The following is a 16,940-nucleotide window of genomic DNA, read 5'->3' as shown; positions in this document are numbered from 1 at the left end:
CACGACGCTCTTCCGACCGTCACGTGAAATTTTCACGTGACGGTGCGGCGCCGTGATCTCTTCCTGGACGGAACCGCAGGCCGGGAAGCGTCCAGGCGACGACGCCCACGCGGCGGGGATCGCCTCCGTTGACGCCCGCCGGGCCATCGGATGTACTCCGCGACGACGCAGCCCACGATTTGATGTTAGCGCTAACACTCCACGAAGCCGCCCCGAAAGGACCCCATGAGACCCGCGCGATCACGCCGCCTGGCCTGGATCATGAGCGTGCTCTGCATCATGTCCCTGCTGCCCGCGACACCGGCCATGGCCGACAACCCCATCGTCCAGACGATCTACACCGCCGACCCCGCGCCGCTCGTCCACAACGGCCGCGTCTACCTCTACACCGGCCACGACGAGGACGGCTCCACGTACTTCACGATGCGCGACTGGCGCGTCTACTCCTCGACCGACATGGCCAACTGGACCGACCACGGCTCTCCCATGAGCCTGGCCACCTTCGCCTGGGCCGACGCCAACGCCTGGGCCGGCCACGTCGCCTACCGCAACGGCAGGTTCTACTGGTACGTCCCCGTACGGAACCGGAGGACCGGCGGCATGGCCATCGGCGTCGCGGTCGGCGACAGCCCGACCGGGCCGTTCCGTGACGCGCTGGGCCGCCCGCTGGTCGAGAACAACGAGATCGACCCCAACGTCCTCATCGACGACGACGGCCAGGCCTACCTGTACTGGGGCAACCCCCGGCTCGCGTACGTACGCCTGAACAACGACATGATCTCCTACTCCGGCGGCATCACCTACATCCAGCTGACCGGCGCGGGATTCGGCACGCGCAACGGCAACCCCAGCCGCCCCACGCTCTACGAAGAAGGGCCCTGGGTCTACAAGCGCAACGGCCTCTACTACAACGTGTTCGCCGCGGAATGCTGCTCGGAGTTCATCGCCTACTCGACGGCCCCCAGCGCCACCGGGCCGTGGACGTACCGGGGGACGATCATGCCCCGGCAGGGCAGCAGCTTCACCAACCACGCCGGGATCATCGACTACGCCGGAGGATCGTACTTCTTCTACCACAACGGCGCCCTGCCGGGCGGCGGCGGTTTCACCAGGTCAGTGGCCGTGGAAAAGTTCACCTACAACGCCGACGGCAGCATCCCGACGATCAACATGACCACCGCCGGTCCGCCTCAGGTCGGCACCCTCAACCCGTTCGTCCGGCAGGAGGCCGAGACCGTCGCCTGGGCGTCCGGGGTGGAGACCGAACCCTCCAGCGAGGGCGGCATGAACGTCGGCTACATCGAGAACGGCGACTACCTGAAGGTCAAGGGCGTCGCCTTCGGCAACGGCGCCGCCGCTTTCACCGCCCGCGTCGCCTCGGCCACCAGCGGCGGCCGGATCGAGCTGCGGCTCGGCAGCGCCACCGGCACCCTCGTGGGCACCTGCGCCGTCAACGGCACCGGCGGCTGGCAGAACTGGACCACGGTCACGTGCCCGGTGTCCGGCGCGACCGGCACCCGTGACCTCTACCTGCGTTTCGCGGGCGGCGGCGGCTACCTGTTCAACGTCAACTGGTGGCAGTTCACCGGCAGTGCCCTCCCTTCGACCCCCTGAGGAGCGATCTCCATGAACGGGAAACGAACCCGCGCGCTGCTGACCGCAGTGGCCCTGGTCGTGGCGCTCACCCCCGCCACCCAGGCGCAGGCGCTGGAGAACGGCGTGGGCCGCACCCCGCCGATGGGGTGGAACACCTGGAACACCTTCGGCTGCAACATCAACGAGACGCTGATCCGCCAGACCGCCGACGCGATGGTCTCCTCCGGCATGCGCGACCTCGGATATCAGTACGTCGTCGTCGACGACTGCTGGTTCGACCCGGCCCGCGACTCCGCCGGAAACCTGCGGGCCAACCCGTCGAGATTCCCGAGCGGCATGAAGGCGCTCGGCGACTACCTGCACGCCCGGGGCCTGAAGTTCGGCCTCTACCAGGTACCCCTGGACCGCACCTGCGCCCAGTACTTCGGCGCCTACCCGGGCGCCACCGGCAGCCTGAACCACGAGGTCCAGGACGCCCAGCAGTTCGCCGCCTGGGGCGTCGACTATCTCAAGTACGACTGGTGCTCCCCCACCGGCACCATCGACGACCAGGTCCGCACCTTCGCGAAGATGCGCGACGCCCTGGCGGCCACCGGCCGGCCGATCCTCTACAGCATCAACCCCAACAGCATCCACGAGAAGACCGGCCCGCAGCGGAACTGGGGTGACGTCGCCAACATCTGGCGTACGACCGAGGACATCACCAACGTGTGGAACTCCGGTCAGACCAACGGCTACCCGATGGGCATCCAGAACATCGTCAACGTCAACGCGCCCCTGTCGGGCTACGCCAGGCCGGGACAGTTCAACGACCCCGACATGATGGTGGTCGGCCGGGGCGGCATGACGGACACCGAGATGCGCAGCCACTTCGCCCTCTGGGCGATCATGGCCGCACCGCTGATCGCGGGCAACGACATGCGGAACATGGACTCCGCGACCGCCACGATCATGAAGAACCAGAACCTGATCGCCATCAACCAGGACCCGCTCGGCCTCCAGGCCACCCAGATCAGCAACGACGGCACCCGCCGTGTCCTGGCCAAACGGCTGAGCAACGGCGACGTCGCGGTCGCGCTGTTCAACCAGGGCGGCGGCACGACGACGATCAGCACCACCACCTCGGCGATCGGCCTGTCCGGCAGCTCCTTCAGCATGCGTGAGGCCTGGACGAACGCCGTCACCTCGACGACCGGGGCCATCTCGGCGAGCGTGCCGTCCCACGGCACCGTCGTGTTCCGGGTCAGCGGCGGGACGCCCAACCCGGTGTCCCGGATCCAGGGCGTGGGGTCGGGCAGATGCCTCGACGTCACCGGAGCTTCCCAGGCCAACGGGACCCGGGTGGCGATCTGGGACTGCCATGGTCAGGTCAACCAGCAGTGGACCTCCACGGCAGCCGGCGAACTGCGGGTCTACGGGAACAAGTGCCTCGACGTGAACAACAACGGCACCGCCGACGGCACCAGCGTGATCATCTGGGACTGCAACGGCCAGAACAACCAGAAGTGGCGCTTCAACACCGACGGAAGCATCACCGCGCTCGGTGCGAACAAGTGCCTGGACGTGCCGGGCAACGCCACCGCCAACGGCGTCTACCTGCAGATCTGGACGTGCAACGGCGCCGCCAACCAACGGTGGACCCGCCTCTGAGCCATGACCCGGGTCTGGGCGGTCCTCAAGGGACCGCCCAGACCGGGTGCGTCACGCGGCGCCCAGGTCCCACCGCTGGTTGGCGCCGCCCCAGCACGAGTAGAGCTGGAGGCGGGCGCCGTTGGCCGTCCCGGCGGCGTCCAGGCACAGCCCCGACTGCACGCCGACGATCGTCCCGTCAGCGTTGACGCGCCACTTCTGGTTGGCGCCGCCCCAGCAGGAGTAGAGCTGGACGCCCGCTCCGTTGCCCGTCCCGGCGGCGTCGAGGCATTTGCCGCCGAGACCCCGCAGCTCCTGGGACGAGGTGAGGGCCCACCGCTGGTTGGCGCCGCCGTGGCAGTCCCAGAGCTGGAGCCGCGTGCCGTCGGCGGTGCTCGAGTTCGGCACGTCCACGCAGCGCCCGGAGGCGACGCCCCTGATCTGGCCGTCGCCGCCAGGGGTCGGCGTCGGCGTGGGGCCGGCGCCGTCGAGGCCGAAGAACCGGATCGCGTGCACGGCCATCCCGGGATGCGGCAGATTGTGCCCCGCTCCGCTGATGGTGTAAGCCTCGACCTGGCCGGTCCCGAAGACTCTGCGCGTCCACCCCGATTGCGGGTTCGTGGTCGAGGTGGGCGTCCGGCTCACCCCGTGCACGTCGGTCCACTGGTCGACCTCCTTCTGCAACATGCTGAAGTTCAGCACGTCGTCCGCGGTGCCGTGCCAGGCCATCAGCCGGGGCCGGGGACCGGTGTAACCGGGGTAGGCGCCGCGGACCAGGTCGCCCCACTGCTGCGGAGTCCGGTCGCCGCAACCGGGCGGGCCGAGACAGCCGAAGGGCACACCGGCGAAGGGAGCGCCGGCCTTGAACACATCGGGATAGGTGGCGAGCAGGTTGACGGTCTCCATCGCCCCGGAGGAGAAGCCGGTGGCGAACACCTTCTCGGGGTCACCGTTGTGGCGCTGCACGACGTAGTTCACCATCGACACGATCGACACGGGGTCGCTGCCGCCGCCGTGCCGGAGTGCTTCGTCCGACCACACGTCGAAGCAGTTCGACAGGCCGTTGGCGCTCTTGTTGGCCTGCGGGTAGATGACGACGAAGCCGTGGCGGTCGGCCAGGGACGCGAACTCCGTCTGCTGGTGGAAGTCGGTCGCCCGGCCGTTGCAGCCGTGCATCGCCACCAGGATGCCGGGACGCGCGGCCACGTTGTCAGGGACGTAGAGGTGCATCTGGATGTTGCCGGGGTTCGCCCCGAAGTCGCCGATCCTGGTCAGCGTCGCCGCACTCGCCTGGGGCGCCATGGCGACGCAACCGGCCAGGACGGTGATCACCGCGGTGACCACGGCGGCGATCACCGTCCCTGACCCGATCGGCACCTGCTGGTGCCGTCTCATGATCTGACCTCCTAGCCCCGGTTCCAGGACCACTTCTGGTTGTCGCCGCCCCAGCAGGAGTAGATCTGGAGCTGGGTCCCGTTACCGGTGCCGTTGTTCACGGCGTCGAGGCACAGATTCGACTGGACTCCGACGATGGAGCCGTCCGAGTTGACGCGCCACTTCTGGTTGTTGCCGCCCCAGCAGGAGTAGATCTGCACCCTGGCGCCGTTGCCGCTGCCGGCGGCGTCCAGGCACTTGTTGCCGTAGACGCGGATCTCCTGCGCGGAGGTGTAGGACCACTGCTGGTTGGAGTTGGAGTGGCAGTCCCACAGCTGGAGCTGCGTGCCGTCGGCCGTCGAGGCGTTCGGCACGTCCACACACCGCCCGGACGCCACACCCCGGATCTGTCCCACGGTGCCGGGGGTCTGCGTGGGCGTCGTGGTCGGGTCCGGGTCGGGGTCCGGGTCCGCGTTGTTGAGCGCGTTCAGGACGGAGTTGTACGCGGCCTTCTTGTTGCCGTTGCCGTCGAAGAGCAGCGCGCTGGCGCCGGAGCCGAGCCAGGAGTCGGTGTCGCGGACCCCCCAGACCGTGACGCCGGTGCAGCGCGGCACCGCCAGGCAGTCGTTGACGACGTTGGCGTACGTGGTGGCCGAGCCGCCCTGGATGTCCAGCTCGGTGATCTGCACGTCGACGCCCAGGGCGGCGAAGCTCTGGATGGTCGTGCGGTAGTTGCTGTTGTAGGGGCTGTTGCTGTTGAAGTGCGACTGCAGGCCGACGCAGTCGATCGGTACGCCGCGCTGCTTGAAGTCGCGGACCATGTTGTAGACGCCCTGCGTCTTGGCCCAGCTCCAGTTGTCGATGTTGTAGTCGTTGTAGCAGAGCTTGGCGGACGGGTCGGCGGCCCGCGCGGTGCGGAAGGCCACCTCGATCCAGTCGTTGCCGGTCCGCTGGAGGTTGGAGTCGCGCCGGCCACCGGAGTTGCCGTCGGCGTAGGCCTCGTTGACGACGTCCCAGGCGTAGATCTTGCCTCGGTAGTGCCCCATCACGCCGTTGATGTGGTCGATCATCGCCTGGCGGAGGTTGCCGCCGGAGAGCGACTGCATCCAGCCCGGCTGCTGGTTGTGCCAGGCGAGGGTGTGGCCGCGTACCCGCTTGCCGTTCTGGACCGCCCAGTTGTAGATCCGGTCGCCGGCGCTGAAGTTGAACTGCCCCCGGTTGGGTTCGGTGGCGTCGATCTTCATCTCGTTCTCGGCGGTGATCATGTCGAACTCGCGGTTCGCGATCGTCGTGTACGCCTGGTCGCCCAGCTTGCCCGCGGCGATGGCCGTGCCGAAGTACCGGCCGCTCTGCTGGGCGGCGGCGGCGAGCGTGCTCTCCGCCGCGTCCGCGGGAACGGACACCATCAGCGCCGCGCCTACGATCCCCAGGGCGCCGACGGCGCCCACGATGCCGCGGAGGACACCGAAACGTTCGTACGCGGACGAAGGTAAAGCCTTCAAGCCCATGCCTGACTCCATACTGAAGTTACGGAACGAGGGATGTGCGGGAACCCCGGCGGACGACGCCGCACCCCAGGCCGGAGGCGCACACCACGATGGCGTCATGACCGGCGGCCCTGGCCGATCACCACATCAGGCAGGACCGACCGCCTCGGAGATCAGTGTGGGAACGTAACCGAAACATGTCAACGTTTTCACGAAAATTTCGGAACGCCCGACGCGGGGTCGCTGCCTGACCGCGGATGCCACGGAGCCACGGACACCAGGAGCGATATCGTACGAGCACCCCGCGACGGCGGAGATGAAACTTTCACCCATCCCCGCAACTTACGGACCCGCAGACCTGCCCCGACACCCACCTGACACGTCGCGCACCAGACCACCACCCCTTGACGACACCCGGCGCGTTGTATTTACTCGCCGCCATCACCACCGGAAGACGCCGGAGTGCGAAGGAGGACCGCAGCGCGGAATGTGAGCGCTAACAACACTGGGCGGCACCACACGCCCAGACCATTCGGCGCCCGCCGGTCCGCCTTACTCATGGAAGGCAGACCGGCCGGGCGAATTCGCGGCCTGACCCGAAGCCGACAGCTCAGATGTGGCACTCTGGGGTCCACCTGACTTCGAAGGAACATCTGACGGCGATGGGAATGCTCGGATGAGCCAGACTCGACAAGATGGCGACCAGGCAGACCCTTCAGGCCACTACTACGGCGATCCCAGTCAGCAGCCATCGAGAAAATGGACCAAGGAGACAGTCCTCGCGGTCCTGTCGTTAGCCCTCGCGGTGACCGTCCTGTTCTTCGGTGACGGATGGTTCCGCGGCGAGGACGACCCACCGCCGGCGGCCGCGACCACCAGCCCCTCGGCTCACCCCTCCAGCACGGCCCCGAGCAGCTCGGCTCCGACGCCGAGCCAGACCCCGTCACCAGAACCGTCGGCAGCGCCTTCCGTCCGGTGGACCGGAGTCGTGCGCCTGGGCGCCGGTGTCGACCTCGACCAGCTCCCGCCGACCATTCGCACATCCGACGAGAACGCGGACATCACTGAATCCTCGTCCTTTTTCGTAAGTTCGATCAAAGCGCACGAACAGTCCCTCGCCCCGTGGAGCGACTCCACCGCACCCACCCGGCAGCAGTGCGTCGAGGCGCTCTCGACCCAGGGCACGACGGAATGGGGCGAATCAGGCAAGGAAGAGGTGGAGACCGGAGCGATCTTCTGCCTGCGGACCTCCGAAGGGCGCATCGCGGCGATGAAGATGAAGGACGACTCGTACCACAACATGCGGGCGACCGTGAAGGTCTGGGACCCGGCCGACTCGCTCTAGCCACGGTCCGCTCGGGGGTCGGGTTCGCCTCGTCGTACGGCTCCCGGGGCCCGGCGGAGGGGCCGGCGGGTCAGGCGGCGGGTGAGACGGCGGGAGGACGGCAGCTGCCAGAGGACGCTGATGATCACGACCCCCGGGATGAGCATGAGCCGGCTCCTGAGCCACAGCGTGGTCCGGTTGTGCAGCAGGCTCTCCCACCATCGTCCGACGCTGTACTCGGGGATGACGACGTAGATCACGTCACGCGGGCTCTTCCGTACGAGGGAGCGGACGTAGGCCGTGATCGGGCGGGTGAGCTCGCGGTACGGCGAGTCCAGGACCTTCAGCGGGACGTTGATGCCCGAGGTGTCCCACCGCCTCAGCAGGTCCTGGGCGTCCTCGCGGTCGATGGCCACCGTGACCGCCTCCACGTGGTCGGCCCGGAGCGCACGGGCGTAGCCCAGGGCGCGCATGGTCGCCGCGTCCATCCGGGGAACCACGACCATGGTGAAGACCCGCGCGGGGGCGACGGACTCCTCGATCGGGTCGGTGACGGCGAGTTCGGTGGCGAGCACGCCGTCTGCTCGTTCCGGTTCGACGAGGGCGATCTCCTGCTGCTCTACACCGACGGCGTCACCGAGGCGCGCGACGCCGCCGGCGTCTTCTACCCGCTGGCCGACCGGATCGGCGCCTGGACGCAGGAAGCCCCGGAAGGGCCGTTGAAACGGGTGTGCGACGACCTCCTCAGCTATACCGGCGGACGTCTGGGCGACGACGCCGCCATGATCGCGATACGCCGCATGCCGGTCGCGGACAGCGGCGGCGCGTACGGACCGGCCGCCACGAGCGGCGCGCGCGCGTTCTGAGGCCCCGCGCGGGTAACCTTGTTGATCGTCAAGGTGGCGGGTCCGACTCCCGTCCGCCCGCGCCGACCAGGGAGCTTCGATAGACATCGACGAGGTGCTGGCTCAGGCCCGCACGGGGCTGCGCCGCCTGAGCCCACCCCAGGCATGGTCGGCGGCGGGCCGGACCGACAGCTTCATCGTCGACACCCGGCCCGCTTTCCAGCGCTGCGCGGGAGAGGTCCCGGGCGCCATCGTCATCGAGCGCAACCAGCTGGAGTGGCGGCTGGACCCCCGGTGCGAGGCCCGCATTCCCGAGGCCGAACACGCCCGCATCCAGTGGATCATCCTGTGCGACGAGGGATACTCCTCCAGCCTCGCCGCCCGTTCGCTCCAGGACCTCGGCCTCCACCGCAGCACCGACGTGATCGGCGGCTTCCAGGCATGGCACGCCGCGGGGATGCCGATCGTCCTCCGCGAGCCGCCGACGCCTCCCCGGCGCCCGGGCGAAGGCCCGTCGGCCATGGAGACGGCCGCCGCCGAGAAGGCCCTGCCACAAGGCGCCTGACAGATCCTCAACGGATCCCCACCGGCGCTGACCGAGGGCCGGACTCCCCGGCGGGACTCCGGCCCTCTGGTCTCAGCCGGTGACGCGGAAGGTGGCGTCGGCCCTGGCGGTCGTGGTGCTGACCGGGTCGATCCGGAGCAGGTAGTCGGCGTGCCGCAGGTAGCGGTCCGGGAAGTTGTACGACTGGAACGACGCCGCCGACGAGTCGGCCAGCCCGCTCACCCGCCGGAACGTCGCGTCGGCCCGGAACGTCGCGCTGCCGTCGTTCCGCGCCAGCACGAGGTCGTAGTTGTAGTGCCGCAGGTAGTAGCCGGGCAGGTTCGCCGCCTCGAACGACACGTACGCGCCACCCGTGTCGGCCAGCCCCGGCACCATCCGCCACTGCGCGTCCGCCGCCGGGCTCACGTTCGGGTCGATCCGTACGTCGTAGTCGGCATGCCGTACGTACCGGTCCGGGAAGTTGTACGACTGCAGCCGATTCGCGGCGATGGTCGGGGTGCCGACCCCGGCGCTCGTCTGCGTCACCCGGCGGATCGTGCCGTCGGCGTTGTAGGACAGGTACTCGAGCGCGATCGACCGCTTGTAGTTGCCACCGCCGGCGCGGGCGTTGCGGTGGTAGGCGATGTACCACTGGCCGTTGTACTCGGCCATCGAATGGTGGTTGGTGTTGACGTTGACGCCTTCGAGGATGACGCCCCGGTAGGTGAACGGGCCCAGCGGGCTGCTCGCCGTGGCGTAGGCGATCTGACCCGGCCAGCCCGTGGAGTACGAGTAGTAGTAGACGCCGTTCCTCTTGTGCATGAAGCCGGCCTCGGCGAAGCCGCTGCCGCCGCTGATCGTCACGTTCTGGATGGCGCCCGTGGTGGAGATCATGTCCGGGTTCAGGCGGACCACCTTCGGCGCGCGGGCGCCGCCGAAGTACAGGTACGCCTGCCCGTTGTCGTCCACGAACACCGCCGGGTCGATGGGCTCCTCACCGGTGTTGGCGTCCCGCCCCTTCTCGATCAGCGGGGTGCCGCGGGGGTCGCTGAACCCGCCGGTGGGCGACGTGCTCCTGGCCACGCCGATCCTGGTCCGGTCGGTCGGCAGGTACAGGTAGTAGTACCCGTTGCGCTGGGTCGCCGAGGGCGCCCACGCGTACCGCGTCGCCCACCCGAACCCGCCGACCGAGAACGGCGCGCCGTGGTCGGTCCAGTTCACCAGGTCGGCCGACGAGTACACCCGCCAGGCGTTCGAGTCCCAGTACGTGCCGCTGTTGCTCTCGTCGTCCGTGGTGTAGACGTACACGCGGTTGTTGTAGACGTGCATCGACGCATCGGCGGCGAACCGGTTCACGATCGGGTTCGACGCCTGGGCAGGCGCGGCGGGTCCGGCGACCAACGTGGCCGCCACCAGTGAACACACCGCGAGCAGGTGCGCGAGTCTTCTCATGGCATGGCTTCCTCGTGGAGCTGGCGGGGTGATCAGGATTGGGTACGGGACCACTGCTGGTTGGTGCCGCTGCCGCACGCATACTGCTGGATGTCCGCGCCGTCAGCCGTGGACGCGTTGACGACGTCCAGGCACTTGCCGCTGTGACGGGCCCTGAGCTGGAAGTAGCCGCCGGTGGCCACCCACTGCCACTGCTGGTTGGAGCCGCCGCCACAGGTGTACTGGATGATGTTCGCCCCGTCGGCGGTCGAAGCGCCGGCCACGTCCAGGCACTTGCCGCTGTTCTGGTTGACCAGCCGGTGGTAGCCGCCGCCGATGTCCTGGAACTGCCATTTCTGGTTCCCGCCGCCGTTCCACGGATACTGCTTCACCTCGGCGTTGTTCGCCGTCGACGAGCTGACGACGTCCATCACCTTTCCGCTGGCGCGCCCGGTGATCCGGTAGTACGGGGAGGTGCCGCCGCCGGAGACGACGCCGGTGGCGGCGTCGATGGTGATCTGGGGATACCAGGTCAGGCTCATGCTGGTGGCGGACGGGAACGTGATCGGCAGCCAGACGTACTGGGAATCGTTCACCGGCCCGCCCCAGGCCCCGGCCCAGCGATCCCCCATGTACAGGTAGCTGGTGGTCGACGAGCCCTGGATCGGCAGCACGTACGTCGGCTGGGAGCTGAACGTCGTGCCGTCGCCGACGTTGGTCCACCCGGTCCATGGACCGGAGATGCTCGACGCGGTCGCGTATCGCGCCTGGTTCGGACTCCACCCGGTCGCCCCTGAGGTCAGCAGGAAATAGACGCTTCCTCGTTTGAACATGGCCGGGGCTTCCCGGTGGGCGTCGTTCCAGAAATTGCCCACCAGCGTGCTGACGTTCAGATAGTCCGTCGTGAGCCGGTAGATGTGCAGGTCGTAGTTCTCGTCCGCGGCCGAGATCATGTAGGCGGTGCCGTTGTCGTTGAAGAGCGTGATGTCCCTCGACATGTGCCCGAGCGGACGGAAGCTGCCGTGGTAGGTGTACGCGCCGTCCACGGTGGCGGAGGAGGCGACGGCGGCGCGGGCCTCGCTGTAGTCGGAGCCGTTCTCCTTGTGCATCCACATGACGAATCTGCCGGTGGAGCTGTTGTAGATGACCTTCGGTCGCTCGATGTTCGCGACGTTGAGCTCGGGGTGTGACGACCGGGTGAGGACGTCGTTGCGGAACTCCCAGTTCCGCAGGTCCGTGGACCTGTAGACCGAGACCGCCCGGAAGGTGTTGTCAGGATTGCGGTTCTCCCCGAACCAGTAGTAATAGCCGCCTTCCCGCAGTACGCCGCCGCCATGGGCGTGCAGCGCGTTGCCGCTGGTGTCCAGGAACTGGGTGCCGTTGGTGATGGTCACCGGAGCCGCGCCGGCCGGGGCCGCGGTCGCGGCATGGCCGACGACGGCACCGGCGAGCAGGAGGATGGCCGCGAGCGAGCGGCGTAAGCTCACGAGTCGGTTCATGCTGATCACTTCCCTCTGTTCCGGCGGTTGGCGTGGCGACCGGGTGTTCCACGGGGGCACGATGTTTGCGTTAACATCACCACCGGCCCGAGGGTCACATGCATGTTTACGGTGTGTTTCCCACATGGAAAAGGCTGACAGCCAAGTTGTCAATACCTCGCCACGAGACGATTCCGCCTGCGGTCAACCGCCCGCGAGTGAACGGGGTATTGACCGGCTCGACATGAGCGAACACACTGATGTAACGCCGACGTAACGACCGCACCCCCGCGCACGCTTGGCGCACCGACCACCATTCGACTGCCTTCGTGAATGGATCAGCATGATGTTAGCGCTAACAATTTATGGCGAGAAAATTCACCCGTGAACAGACGATTGAAGGTCAGACGCTGGTTGGCCCGGCTCTGCCTCGTGGCGCTCACCGCCGCCGCCGGGGCGTCGGTCGCCTCACCCGCACAGGCCGCGCCCGGCTACGTCTACACCACGTTCAAGGGAGACGCCGCCGCCGACCAGGAGCTCTGGGTCTACTCGTCGGCCAACGGCACGAACTTCGGCGTGCTGGCCGACACGAACTACCGCGGCCCGTCCGGCGTGCTGCGCGACCCCAGCATCATCCAGCACAACGGGCTCTACTACATCGCCCACACCGTCGAGTCATGGACCACGAACTCCACCCACTTCAACATCGCCTCCAGCCCCGACCTGATCAACTGGACCCACGTGACCAGCGTCAACTCCGGCGTCGCCAACACGCGCTTCACCTGGGCGCCCGAGTTCTACGTCGAGGGCGGCACCGTCCGGATCATCGTGAGCATCGCCCAGACGACGTGCTCCAACTGCTTCCGTCCGTACATATTCACCGCCCAGAACGCGTCGCTCACCTCCTGGAGCGGACCGGCGCAGATGGGCGGGCTCGGCTACAACTACATCGACACGTACGTGGTGAAGTCGGGTAGCACCTACCACGCCTTCACCAAGAACGAGACCTCCAAGTACATCGAGCACTGGACCAGCACGAGCCTCACCAGCGGGTGGAGCAACCAGGGCCAGCTGTGGAGCTCGGGCTACGAGGGACCGGCCGTGTTGCGGATGAGCGACGGCTCCTGGCGCATCTGGATCGACAAGTACACCAACGGCGGCATCTGGACGGCCACCAGCTCGAACCTGAACTCCTGGTCGGGCCTGAGCCAGATCACCTGCCCCGGTTGCCGCCACGGCACGATCCTGCCGGTGGCCGACGTGCCCGCCCCCGCGCCGGCCTACCGCGTGACCAACCGCAACAGCGGCAAGGTGATGGACGTCGTGTCGGCCTCCACCGCGAACAACGCCGAGATCAAACAGTGGACCTGGAACGGCGGCGGCAACCAGAAGTGGGAGTTCCAGGACGCCGGCGGCGGCTACTTCCGCGTCGTCAACCAGAACAGCGGCAAGTGCCTGGACGTGGCCAGTGCGTCGACCGCCGACGGGGCGAACGTCATCCAGTACACCTGCGGCGGCGGCACCAACCAGCAATGGCAGTGGCAGGCCACCGGGAGCTACTTCCGGATCGTCGCACGGCACAGCGGCAAGTGCCTCGACGTCGTCGGCTCCGGCACCGGCGACGGCGCCGACATCCAGCAGTACGCCTGCGGCAGCGGCACCAACCAGCAGTGGAGCCGCACCCAGGTCTGAAAACTTCAGGTCTAGTGATTGGGCATGCCATGAGACTGATCAGCTGCTTATCCTCGGGAAACACCCGGTCGTCACGCCGGTCGCTGATCGCCCTCGTGGTGACGGCGCTCACCGCGGCGGCGAGCCTCGTCATCCCCGCGTCGCCGGCCGCTGCCGCCACCAGCCAGTTCAGGGGCATGAACTGGGCCGTGCTGGGTGACAACTTCAGCACCGGCACGCTCGTCCTGCACGGCCTGAGCCAGTCCGACAGCAACGCGACAGTACGGGCGAAAGCCAACGCCCTCTACGACGACATGGCCTCCACCATGGGCGTCAACACGGTCCGGCTGCCCATCAACACCCACACCGTGGCCAACACGACCTGGTGGAACGCCTACCGCGGCGCCATCGACGCCGCCACCGCCCGCGGATTCAAGGTCATCCTCGCGTACTGGGAGGACGGCGCCGCCTCCGGCGGCAGAATCACCGACATGGCCGCGTGGAACACGATGTGGTCCAGCGTGACCAACACGTACGGCTCGAACGGCAACGTCTACTTCGAGCCGATGAACGAGCCGCACGGCTACACCTCGGCGGAGTGGCGCGACGTCGCGGCGAACTGGCTCGGCTACCACACCTCGGCGGTGCCCGGCCGGGTGCTCATCGGCGGCACCGGCTACAGCCAGGACCTGCGGGACGTCTGCAACGACAGCCGCTTCAACGCGACGCTGCTGTCCTTCCACCACTACGCCTTCTTCTACAGCGCGATGACCTACGACGCCTTCCGCGGCCACATCCAGACGCGTCTGGGCAACTGCGCCTCCCGCGCTGTCGCGACCGAGTTCGGCGCGCCGATGGCCACCGGCCTCGACTACGGCGACGCGAACAGCACCGACAACTTCGTGCGCCACATCCGCGCCATGGCCCAGGTCATGCGGGACAACCAGATGGGCGGCACCTACTGGCCCGCCCTCGGCGGCAAACCGACCGGAACCAGCGGCTACGACCACTACTCGATGTACGGCCTGACCGGCAGCGGCACCGATCTCGGCCTGACCGTCCGCAACCCCTCCGGCGCCGACCGGATCCGGTACGCCTGGGGCGACGCCGTCGGCCCCACTCCCCCGCCGACGTACTACCGGATCGACGTGCGTCACAGCGGCAAGGCCATGGACGTCCAGCAGCCGAACACCGACAACGGCGCGCGCGTCGGCCAGTACACGTACGGCGGCAACGCCTGGCAGCAGTGGCAGTTCCAGGACGCCGGCAGCGGCTACTGGCGCGTCATCAGCCGCCACAGCGGAAAATGCCTCGACGTGGTGAGCGCGTCGACCGCCGACGGCGCCGAACTCATCCAGTACACCTGTGGCACCGGCACCAACCAGCAGTTCCAGATGGTCGCCAACGGCAGCTACTTCCAGCTCCGGGCACGACACAGCGGCAAATGCGTGGACGTACCGGCCGCGTCGACCGCGGACGGCGTGATCCTCAAGCAGTATCCCTGCAACACCGGCACCAACCAGCAGTGGTCACGCACCACCGTCTGACGCACGGCAAGCGCGGACGAACCGGCACGTGCAGCTCTCGAACGACCTACGGCACGGCCGAGGGCCGGAGTCCTCCAACGGGCTCCGGCCCTCTAGTCTCTCGCCCGAATCGTTGACGGCGGCCGTGAGATGCGCGGACGGCTCATCGGCAGGCGGCGACGCACCGAGACGAACCTCTACCGCGCCTACATCCGCAGCGGTGTGCACCCGGCCGAGATCCCCGGCCGCCAGGTCGAGGACGGGATCAACACCCTGGCCGTCAACCGGCCGCTGGCCCAGGCGTTGATGAAGCTCAGCCGGTCCGACCGCGACGTGCTGCTGCTCGTCGCCTGGGCCGAACTGCTACCAGGAGGTCGCCGACGCGCTCGCCATCCCGCTGGCACCGTCGCGTCGCCCCTCAATCGAGCCCGCTTCCAGATCCGTCGAGCCCTCGACCAAGAACAAGGAGAATGACATTGGACGCACTCAAGGCCATGTGGGCGACCGTCCCGCCGGCCACCCCAGATGATCTCGCCGGAGCACGACGACGGGTGCTGGACGGGATGCACACCCGGCGGCGCATCGTCACCGTGCCCCGGGTGCTGGTCGCGGTCGCCGCCACAGCGGCGGTCGCTCTCGCACCGCAGGTGATCGGCACGGGGACCGCAGCGTACGCGGTGGCCGAAAACCAGGACGGCACGCTCACGGTGACGCTCAAGGAACTGCGCGACCTCAAGGGCTGGAGTCCGACCTGGCCGCCGCCGGTGTCAAGGCCGACGTGACGTTCCTGGCCCCGGCTACACGATGCGAGGTCCCCAGATTCGTCGGCGCGGACGACTCCTACGGCGGGCCGCCTGCCGGCAACCCGGAGGAGTTGCGTGAGCTCGTGAGCAAGGCGCGTTCGTACAAGGCCATCCAGGCAAGCTCGGGTACATTCCACATTTTCCCTGAGTACATCAGGCCGAGCGAGACGCTCGTGCTGGAGTTCAGCGACGAGCGGAGCGCACAGGCGCGCTGGCGAATGGGCTCCTGGCTGGCCAAGGCGGGCTCACCGGTGAAGCCGTGCAACCCCGTCCCCCGCACCGGCTGAGGTTTTGTCGTCAACCGCTGAGAGCTGTTTCTCGGATCCACTGACCAGCCGTGGCCGGACCGTCGTGATCGGCGCATGGGTCGTAGTGACCTGACGGAGCGGAGCGGCTCTCGACGGCGGAGCTTGGAACCGAGACGGTCACGATCACGCTGCTCGACAGCGTCCCTGCACCCGCGCTGCCGCTGAAAGCCGGGGGTCGATCAGGCGGCGGGGGGTATCCCGAAGACGTGGCTTCCGGGCGCCGCAGGGTCGTCGCCCACCCAGAACTCTCTCCAGTGGCGGACGAACTCCGTACGGGAGACGGTGCCGTCACCATCGGCGTCGAGTCGGACGAACACGGCGGTGGTGTCGGTGGGGCTGCCGTTCCACGCCTCGATCATGCGTTGGTACTCGGCCGGCGAGATCCGGCCGTCGCCGTCCTCGTCGATGGCCTCGAACATGGCCTCGGCGGTGGCGTCCACGGCGTCCGGCGTCCGGCCGAGCAGATCCACGACGGTGAGGACGTCGTCGAGCGTGACCGACTCGGGGTCGCGGGAGCGCTCGGCGAGCGTTCCCCACCAGCCATGCATGATCGCCATGAGGTGCTCCTCATCACCGGCCGCGCGGATGGACGCCCAGCGCCCCGCTAGGGCATCGAAATCGCTCTCGCGCAGCACGCCGTCACCGTCGACGTCCATCGCACCGAAAACGAGTTGCACCTTGCCCCGCTGAAATGTGCTCGCCATGCCCCGATCGTCCCCGGCCTCACGCCGGGCAACTCCTGTCGCAACGGTTCCCTCCCCTTCTCCACGCGGTGACGGAATCATCACTATAAGTAACTGTCGCACGGGTCGGCGACCTGTTCTCGCAGCTTGCCCATCAGACGAGCCTTCCGCGGATCCGCCCGCACGACCTCCGGCACCGCACGGCCGGCGCCGAGTTCCCGGGCCCGCACACCCACTACCT

At 68.0% G+C, this 16,940-nt stretch carries 16 protein-coding genes; 10 read left to right on the top strand and 6 right to left on the bottom strand.

All coding sequences use genetic code 11. The features are described from left to right. Positions 1 to 225: 225 nt before the first annotated feature. Positions 226 to 1,614: a glycoside hydrolase family 43 protein gene (locus KME79_RS38580; RefSeq protein WP_246641145.1), complete on the top strand. Its 1,389-nt coding sequence runs from the start codon at positions 226 to 228 to the stop codon at positions 1,612 to 1,614. A gap of 12 nt (positions 1,615 to 1,626) precedes the next feature. Beyond that, positions 1,627 to 3,246 (top strand): glycoside hydrolase family 27 protein, encoded by a 1,620-nt coding sequence (locus KME79_RS38575; RefSeq protein ID WP_219550651.1) that lies wholly within the window; start codon positions 1,627 to 1,629, stop codon positions 3,244 to 3,246. A 51-nt stretch (positions 3,247 to 3,297) separates the two neighbouring features. On the opposite strand, the gene KME79_RS38570 is transcribed toward KME79_RS38575, so the two are convergent. Further along, a complete protein-coding gene (locus tag KME79_RS38570; RefSeq protein ID WP_219550649.1) occupies positions 3,298 to 4,620 on the bottom strand; it encodes an extracellular catalytic domain type 1 short-chain-length polyhydroxyalkanoate depolymerase in 1,323 nt (440 codons plus the stop codon). Positions 4,621 to 4,631: 11 nt separating this feature from the next. Continuing rightward, positions 4,632 to 6,107, bottom strand: coding sequence for an endo-1,4-beta-xylanase (locus KME79_RS38565; RefSeq protein ID WP_219550647.1), 1,476 nt, complete (start codon positions 6,105 to 6,107; stop codon positions 4,632 to 4,634). A gap of 655 nt (positions 6,108 to 6,762) precedes the next feature. On the opposite strand from KME79_RS38565, the gene KME79_RS38560 reads away from it, so the two are divergent. Beyond that, a complete protein-coding gene (locus KME79_RS38560) occupies positions 6,763 to 7,431 on the top strand; it encodes a hypothetical protein (protein ID WP_219550645.1) in 669 nt (222 codons plus the stop codon). Here KME79_RS38560 and KME79_RS38555 read toward each other — a convergent pair. After that, complete coding sequence (locus KME79_RS38555) at positions 7,428 to 7,883, bottom strand: hypothetical protein (protein WP_219550643.1); 456 nt, start codon at positions 7,881 to 7,883, stop codon at positions 7,428 to 7,430. The two genes, KME79_RS38560 and KME79_RS38555, sit on opposite strands and share 4 nt — an antisense overlap. Here KME79_RS38555 and KME79_RS38550 point away from each other — a divergent pair. Together KME79_RS38550 and KME79_RS38545 are read left to right on the top strand one after the other, a co-directional pair. After that, complete coding sequence (locus KME79_RS38550) at positions 7,842 to 8,276, top strand: SpoIIE family protein phosphatase (RefSeq protein ID WP_219550641.1); 435 nt, start codon at positions 7,842 to 7,844, stop codon at positions 8,274 to 8,276. The genes KME79_RS38555 and KME79_RS38550 overlap by 42 nt on opposite strands. 94 nt (positions 8,277 to 8,370) lie before the next feature. After that, positions 8,371 to 8,820 (top strand): rhodanese-like domain-containing protein, encoded by a 450-nt coding sequence (locus KME79_RS38545; protein WP_308249204.1) that lies wholly within the window; start codon positions 8,371 to 8,373, stop codon positions 8,818 to 8,820. A 72-nt stretch (positions 8,821 to 8,892) separates the two neighbouring features. On the opposite strand, the gene KME79_RS38540 is transcribed toward KME79_RS38545, so the two are convergent. Both KME79_RS38540 and KME79_RS38535 read right to left on the bottom strand, forming a co-directional pair. After that, positions 8,893 to 10,251 (bottom strand): AbfB domain-containing protein, encoded by a 1,359-nt coding sequence (locus KME79_RS38540; protein WP_219550639.1) that lies wholly within the window; start codon positions 10,249 to 10,251, stop codon positions 8,893 to 8,895. A 32-nt stretch (positions 10,252 to 10,283) separates the two neighbouring features. Next, on the bottom strand, positions 10,284 to 11,729 hold the full coding sequence (locus tag KME79_RS38535) for an RICIN domain-containing protein (RefSeq protein ID WP_219550637.1): 1,446 nt from the start codon (positions 11,727 to 11,729) through the stop codon (positions 10,284 to 10,286). A 363-nt stretch (positions 11,730 to 12,092) separates the two neighbouring features. Between KME79_RS38535 and KME79_RS47285 the strand changes: the two genes are divergently transcribed. The 5 genes from KME79_RS47285 (at position 12,093) to KME79_RS45815 (ending at position 15,995) form a co-directional block, all read left to right on the top strand. Next, a complete protein-coding gene (locus KME79_RS47285) occupies positions 12,093 to 13,400 on the top strand; it encodes an RICIN domain-containing protein (RefSeq protein WP_219550635.1) in 1,308 nt (435 codons plus the stop codon). A 29-nt stretch (positions 13,401 to 13,429) separates the two neighbouring features. Continuing rightward, the gene (locus tag KME79_RS38525; RefSeq protein WP_219550629.1) at positions 13,430 to 14,926 is read left to right on the top strand and encodes an RICIN domain-containing protein; all 1,497 of its coding nucleotides are present in this window, start codon (positions 13,430 to 13,432) and stop codon (positions 14,924 to 14,926) included. Positions 14,927 to 15,055: 129 nt separating this feature from the next. Continuing rightward, a complete protein-coding gene (locus tag KME79_RS38520; protein ID WP_246641144.1) occupies positions 15,056 to 15,379 on the top strand; it encodes a hypothetical protein in 324 nt (107 codons plus the stop codon). Between the two features lie 2 nt (positions 15,380 to 15,381). Next, positions 15,382 to 15,687: a hypothetical protein gene (locus tag KME79_RS45820; RefSeq protein ID WP_246641143.1), complete on the top strand. Its 306-nt coding sequence runs from the start codon at positions 15,382 to 15,384 to the stop codon at positions 15,685 to 15,687. Beyond that, complete coding sequence (locus tag KME79_RS45815; RefSeq protein ID WP_246641142.1) at positions 15,684 to 15,995, top strand: hypothetical protein; 312 nt, start codon at positions 15,684 to 15,686, stop codon at positions 15,993 to 15,995. The genes KME79_RS45820 and KME79_RS45815 overlap by 4 nt, the downstream gene beginning before the upstream one ends. Before the next feature lie 200 nt (positions 15,996 to 16,195). Here the strand turns inward: KME79_RS45815 and KME79_RS38510 are convergent, their stop codons facing one another. Then, the gene (locus KME79_RS38510; protein ID WP_219550623.1) at positions 16,196 to 16,720 is read right to left on the bottom strand and encodes an EF-hand domain-containing protein; all 525 of its coding nucleotides are present in this window, start codon (positions 16,718 to 16,720) and stop codon (positions 16,196 to 16,198) included. Positions 16,721 to 16,940: the final 220 nt, after the last annotated feature.

The organism is Nonomuraea harbinensis (assembly GCF_019396385.1).
GTDB classification, from domain to species: Bacteria; Actinomycetota; Actinomycetes; order Streptosporangiales; family Streptosporangiaceae; genus Nonomuraea; species Nonomuraea ferruginea.
The sequence above is the reverse complement of the archived record's forward strand: the minus strand, read 5'-3'. Positions and strand labels throughout refer to the sequence as shown.